Origin of the sequence: Lactobacillus nasalidis, from assembly GCF_016587775.1 — a bacterium.
GTDB classification, from domain to species: Bacteria; Bacillota; Bacilli; order Lactobacillales; family Lactobacillaceae; genus Lactobacillus; species Lactobacillus nasalidis.
Map to the genome: position 1 here is coordinate 1 of NZ_BOCG01000151.1, position 4,767 is coordinate 4,767.

Consider the following 4,767-nt stretch of genomic DNA (forward strand, 5'->3'; position numbering starts at 1 on the left):
GGTGGTTGTCATCACAGTAGGTCAGTTCGCCAAAAACGCTGCGCAGCAGCCAGTTGATCTGGTTGACCGTGAGCAGTCCGCAGTCAAGCTTGACATAAGTGTCCCCGCTGACTGCCTGGGTCTTGGCGGCCGCCTTTTCCAGCCAGTCCGGATCATTTGGGTCAATCCCTTCAACCGTGTACTTCCCTTTGCCCTTCCCTGCCAGATCTTCTTCAGCCACCTTATTCTGGTCCAGTTCACCCAGCCAGTACAAACCGTCATCTCTAGCCATTTCACGTCACGCTTTCTATTCAAACTACTTGCATTCATTACCTGTTAATTTAATAATAACATGCAACAGGAACTTAAGCCAGTTTTTTCTTCAAAAGGGACAAAAAAAGACCAGCCTCAGGCTGGTCTTAGAGCAATAATCGTAAATTGTCTTAATGCTGATTAGTGGTGGGAAGCACCGCTGGTTGCTTCTGGTTCAGCTGGCTTCTCTTCTTCCTTGGCAGCTGCTGCCTTGGTTGAAGGACCAGTCTTGGCGTCTGGGTCAGAGTTGCGGCGGTAGGTTGCCCCAGTTGAAGCGTCTGGGTCAACAACCAGCTTCTGGCCAGTTGATTCGCAGAAGTACTTCACGAATGGGTAGATGTCTTGTACCCATTCATAGATACCCATGTAGTTGCCTTCTTCGTCTTCCACTCTCTTGTAGTAGTGCAAAACGAGTTCGGTCAGGTTGCCAGTTGGCACCGGCATCCAAACTGAGTCATGGCCGCCTTCCTTGGTCCGCAGAGCGTGCACGACCTTCTTGGCAGTCGGGATGACGTCGCGGATGTCAGGGTGAACCGCGCCCATAGTGTCGCCGACTTGGGCTGGCACACGGCCGGCCTTCATCTTGTAGTTAGGGTCTTGTGGACGGTTGTACCACAGGAATTGGTTGTTGTCGTCCACGTAAGTCATTTCGCCAAAAGTGTTCCGCAGCATCCAGTTGAGCTGGTTAACGGTCAAAAGACCAGCGTCCAGCTTCACGTAGTCGTCCCCTTCAGCCGCGCCAACCTTGGCAGCTGCCTTGTCCAGCCACTCAGGGTCGTTCTTGTCCAAGCCGTCAACCGTGTAGCGGCTGTGGCCAGTTGCTTCAAAATCTTCCTTCAAATATTCTTCAGGGTTCATGTCCTGCAGCCATTTTGGTTCTGCCAAGATTCAGTCTCCTTAAGTTCTTACAAACTACTTGTTATCTTTTCTTACTTACAAGTTTAATTGTACTCTGTAAGCACTTACCTTTCAAGAATAATATATCATATTTTTAATATGCGGTAAATTTAATATTTGACTTAAAGTATTTTTGTAGACCAGGATTTGATATATTTTATCATATAAAAGATGAAAAGCGCAGCAAAAAAGCCAAGCCTAATCCGGCTTGACTTTGTTCAAAACGATGATCTGGTCGAACATGGCCTTTTCCACGTCCGAAATCTTGTGGGCCACCTCGATGACCGCCACCTTCGGGTTGCCCAGCAGGGTCTCGTGAATTTCCAGAGACAGGCGCGGGTCCAGCGCGCTGGTGGCTTCGTCAGCCAGCAGAATCGGCCGGCCGGACAAGAGGGCCCGGGCGATTTCCACCCGCTGGATCTGCCCGCCGGAGAGGTTGTTGCCGTTCTCGCCGACAGAGTAGTCCAGGCCGTTTTCCTGGATCAGGTCGTCCAGCCCCGCTTCATGGCAGGCCATGAGCAGCTGCTCTTCATCGACTTCTCGGCCCAAAGTCACGTTGAAGCGGAGAGTGTCGTCAAACATGAACGGCTTTTGGTTGACGTAGGAGTAGAAGTTGTGGGCCTTGTACCAGTCCCCGGTCACGTCTTCGCTGTTGATCAGGATTTCCCCGTGACTCGGCTTGTAGATCCCCAGCATGAGCCGCAGAAGCGTCGTCTTTCCCCAGCCTGACGGGGCCATCAACAGAATTTTTTCTCCCGGCTTGACCTTGATGTTCACGTGTTCAAAAATCTGCCGCTTGCTGTGCTTGGTCACGTAAGCCACGTCGCGGATTTCCATGCCGTCGAAGTGGTCGACCGGGTAGCTGTCGTCTTTTTGCACGTAGTTGAGGGCCCGCTGGGTCCGCTGCCACATCGGCACCGTGGACTTGACCTGGTTGAATTCGTTGAACAGGGTGACCACCGGCGTGATGAAGTTGATGGCCAAATCGACCATCATGACCAGAGTCCCGACTGCCAGCCGGCCCTGCATCATCATGATCCCGCCGATCGTGCAGGGAATGATGAAGCAGAAAAGCTCAGCCGCTGAATAAATCAGTTCCAGGGCCCAGGCCTGGGTCAGCGTCATGTTTCTCAAGGCCGTTTCCATGTCCCCGGCCGCGCTCACCGCCCGCTTGACGATGTTGGTGCGGACGTTGTAGAGCCGGGCTGACTGCGCCCCGTTCAAACTGTCGGACACGTACTGGGTGTAAACGGCGTTCTTCTTGGTCCAGATCTTGGACTTCTTGGTGATGATCCGGCTGGTAAAAATCTGCACACAGGCCGGCGCCAGCGTGGCGATGATGAAGACCAGGGTCATTTCCCAGGAATTGTAGAAGGCAAAAGCCAGCGAGCCGACAAAGGTCAGACTTTGGTAGATGATGTCCAGCTGGGCCGTCACCCGGTTGGTCTCGATCTGCTTTAAGTCATTGGTCATAAAGCTCAGCCCATCCTTGGTGTCCAGGCTGTTCTGGTCGATCAAATAGCGTAAATTGGCCTCCTTCAAGGTCATATTCACGCTGCGGATGATGTTCATTTTGGTCGTTTCATAGACAAAATTGCTGGCCATGAACAGCAGCTGGCCGCCGGCCGTCAAAGCGGCGAAAGCAACCAGGCGGCTGTAGTCGCTCTTGCCCGATGAAGCAATGTTGAGCATGATCTTGAGCATGTAGGCCACGAACAAAACATTGCAGGCCTTGATTGCCGCCAGGAAGGTGAATAGGGCGACCTGGCTTTTCCGTGCGTATTTGAGACTCATTGGAAAATCCCTCTCTTTCATAATCATTATAGCAATCTTTCCTGTTTTTTCCGCTGACATTGATATAATTAAGACATTCCTAAGAAAGTAAAATCTTGCTAAAGCGATTACCCCTAGTTGTTTAGAAAGGATTTAAAAGTAAAAAATGAAACTTGTCGAACTGCACACCAAAGCCGATCAGCAAACCGGCAGCTACTACCTGGGCTACCTGGTTTACCAAAGTTCCGAAGTCACGGTCCTCATCAGCCTGGATGATGATGCCAACGCTGGCGGGCTCCTGGTCGTCAGCAACCAGGACGTGCTGGCCAGCGTCGACGAATCCCCCAGCCTGGCCTACTGCCAGCGCCTGATCGACGAGGGCCGGTCGACTGATCCTTTTGAGCTCATGCCGCTTAACCAGCAGCTGCTGAAAACGCCCCTGACCAGCCTGATCGCGGCCTGCGAAACCGCCATGGAAAAAGAGCTGCCCATCAGCCTGACCTTGACCAGCGGGACTGTCTACACCGGCCTCATCGTCCGCACCAGCCCCAAGGAAATCCAGCTTAGGCAGATCGGGGCCGATTACGAGCCTGACCAGCTGCGCCTGGTCGTGCCGCTGGCGGAAATCTCCAGCCTGGAACTGAACGCTCCCCTGCACAAGCTCTGGAAGGAATACCGGACGGTCAAGGACCAGTTTGCCGGCCAAAACCCTTACGGCTTGGTCGAGCTCTACCTGGACTGGCTGGAAGACGACCGCTTCGGCAACTACCTGCTGGGCCGGGTGCTGGACCAGGATGACCACTACCTGCTCTTTGAAAGCCTCAATGACTACGGGCAGCTGGAGGCCGTCTGCCTGGTCAACCGCGAGGACGTGGTGCACGAATCCGTCACTTCCGCGGCGATCGACTTCAACAGCTTCCTGGTCGCCCGCAATCAAAGAAAGGGCATCTTTGACCCGGGCCAGCTGAGCCAGCTGGCTGAATCCCTGGACCATGTGCCCAGCGTGGCCGAAGTGATCCAAAAGGCCGGCAAGCAGCTGGTCAACGTCGATGACTACGAGCTGCCCGGCGAAAACCTGGGCTACGTGACGGAAGTAAACGGCCAGGGCTTCAGCATCCAGGACCCGGAAAGCGGGCAGGAAGTCAGCCACCTTTTTGAAAATGTCTGCATCCTGGACCTGGCCAGCACCGAATTGGAAAAAATGCGCGAATTCCTGGCCGCCCAGAACCAGTAAAGGCGTAAAATATATTAGGACAAAGCAATAGTTAGGAGATTTTGCAGATGAAACAAGGAACGACGATTTTGACTCTGGACAATGGCTACCATCTCTGGACCAACACTCAAGGCACAGGCGACATCCACCTGCTCTGCCTGCACGGGGGCCCGGGCGGCAACCACGAATACTGGGAAGACACGGCTGAGCAATTGAAAAAGCAGGGCCTGAACGTCCAGGTCCACATGTACGACCAGCTAGGTTCGCTTTATTCCGACCAGCCGGACTACAGCGACCCAAAGATCGCTGACAAGTACCTGACTTACGAATACTTCCTGGACGAAGTTGAAGAAGTCCGCCAGAAGCTGGGCATCGACAACTTCTACCTGATCGGGCAGAGCTGGGGCGGCCTGCTGGTCCAGGAATACGCCGTCAAGTACGGCGACCACCTCAAGGGGGCCATCATCTCCTCCATGGTTGACGACATCGACGAATACGTGGCCGCCGTCAACCGCCGCCGGCAAGAAGTCCTGCCGCAGACGGAAATCGACTTCATGCACGAATGCGAGGCAAAAGGCGACTACGCCAACCAG

At 53.8% G+C, this 4,767-nt stretch carries 4 protein-coding genes and 1 pseudogene; 2 read left to right on the plus strand and 3 right to left on the minus strand.

Features of this window, described 5'->3' with window-relative positions; genetic code table 11:
- The 3 genes and pseudogenes from lacNas_RS02645 to lacNas_RS02655 all read right to left on the minus strand — a co-directional run.
- Positions 1 to 271 (minus strand): annotated as a pseudogene (locus lacNas_RS02645) (PAS domain-containing protein); the annotation flags it as partial.
- A 161-nt stretch (positions 272 to 432) separates the two neighbouring features.
- Positions 433 to 1,176: a PAS domain-containing protein gene (locus lacNas_RS02650; protein WP_201331581.1), complete on the minus strand. Its 744-nt coding sequence runs from the start codon at positions 1,174 to 1,176 to the stop codon at positions 433 to 435.
- Between the two features lie 210 nt (positions 1,177 to 1,386).
- Entirely contained in the window at positions 1,387 to 2,982 is a 1,596-nt protein-coding gene (locus lacNas_RS02655) for an ABC transporter ATP-binding protein (RefSeq protein ID WP_201331582.1), read from the minus strand.
- A gap of 145 nt (positions 2,983 to 3,127) precedes the next feature.
- Here lacNas_RS02655 and lacNas_RS02660 point away from each other — a divergent pair, with 145 nt between their 5' ends.
- Both lacNas_RS02660 and lacNas_RS02665 read left to right on the plus strand, forming a co-directional pair.
- Positions 3,128 to 4,195: a hypothetical protein gene (locus lacNas_RS02660; protein ID WP_201331583.1), complete on the plus strand. Its 1,068-nt coding sequence runs from the start codon at positions 3,128 to 3,130 to the stop codon at positions 4,193 to 4,195.
- Positions 4,196 to 4,242: 47 nt separating this feature from the next.
- The coding region (locus lacNas_RS02665) for a proline iminopeptidase-family hydrolase (RefSeq protein WP_201346562.1) at positions 4,243 to 4,767 on the plus strand (525 nt) is incomplete at its 3' end.

Bases quoted from the DNA above. Each gene is read 5' to 3' on its own strand.
- lacNas_RS02655 (WP_201331582.1), bottom strand. From the start codon at position 2,982: ATGAGTCTCAAATACGCACGGAAAAGCCAGGTCGCCCTATTCACCTTC.
- lacNas_RS02660 (WP_201331583.1), top strand. From the start codon at position 3,128: ATGAAACTTGTCGAACTGCACACCAAAGCCGATCAGCAAACCGGCAGC.